Annotated in this window: 1 pseudogene; it reads right to left on the bottom strand. The window is 64.0% G+C overall.

The features are described 5' to 3' along the window. Positions 1 to 15 precede the first annotated feature (15 nt). A pseudogene (locus tag ACKAE7_RS21085) lies at positions 16 to 817 on the bottom strand (IS5 family transposase); the annotation flags it as partial.

Below are 817 nucleotides of genomic sequence, written 5' to 3'. Positions count from 1 at the left end.
CTAGGGTGTGTCTCCTTATTGGCGTAGCCAGATGACGACGGCGTACAGGACGACGCCGGCTCGATAGGTCAGTGCGAGTTTGTCGTAGCGGGTGGCGATGCCGCGCCATTGTTTGAAGAGACTGAAGGATCTCTCCACAGTGTTGCGGCCTTTGTAGGTCTCGGCGTCGAAGTTCACGGGGCGTCCGCCGCGTGAACCGCGGCGTTTGCGGTGTCCTATTTGGTCGGAGGGTTCGGGGATGACGGCTTTGATGCCCCGTCCTCGCAGCAGTGCCCGGTTTGCCCTGGACGAGTAAGCCTTGTCGCCCATCACGGCATCAGGCCGGGTCCTGGCGCGGCCCCCGCCGAGGCGGGGAACCCGCACCGCCCCCATAACGACCGGAAACATGGGCGAATCGCCGCCCTGCCCGGGGCCAAGAATCATTGCCAATGGTCGGCCTTTGCCGTCGCAGGCGTGGTGGATCTTAGTGCTCAGCCCGCCGCGGGAGCGGCCGATGGCGTGATCAGGCGGTTCAGCAAACAGTTTCTTGTAATTCGGGAGTTCCCCCTGTGGCACGGGGAAGGTTCGTCCCGTGCTGGTGGGCTCGATTGATGGTCGAGTCCACAGAAACCGTCCAGTCGATCACTCCGGCCGCGTCCGCTTCGGCCAGAAGCTGACCGTGGACCCGGTCCCACGTTCCGTCAGACGCGTAACGGCGGTGCCGCTTCCACACCGTCTGCCACGGACCGAACTCCGCAGGAAGGTCCCGCCAGGCAATCCCACACCGGTACCGGTAAATGATGCCTTCCACGACTTTGCGATTGCCCCGGAACGGACG

This window comes from Pseudarthrobacter sp. NKDBFgelt (genome assembly GCF_046097905.1).
GTDB lineage: Bacteria > Actinomycetota > Actinomycetes > Actinomycetales > Micrococcaceae > Arthrobacter > Arthrobacter polychromogenes.
This window is presented reverse-complemented; position numbering and strand designations above follow the sequence as displayed.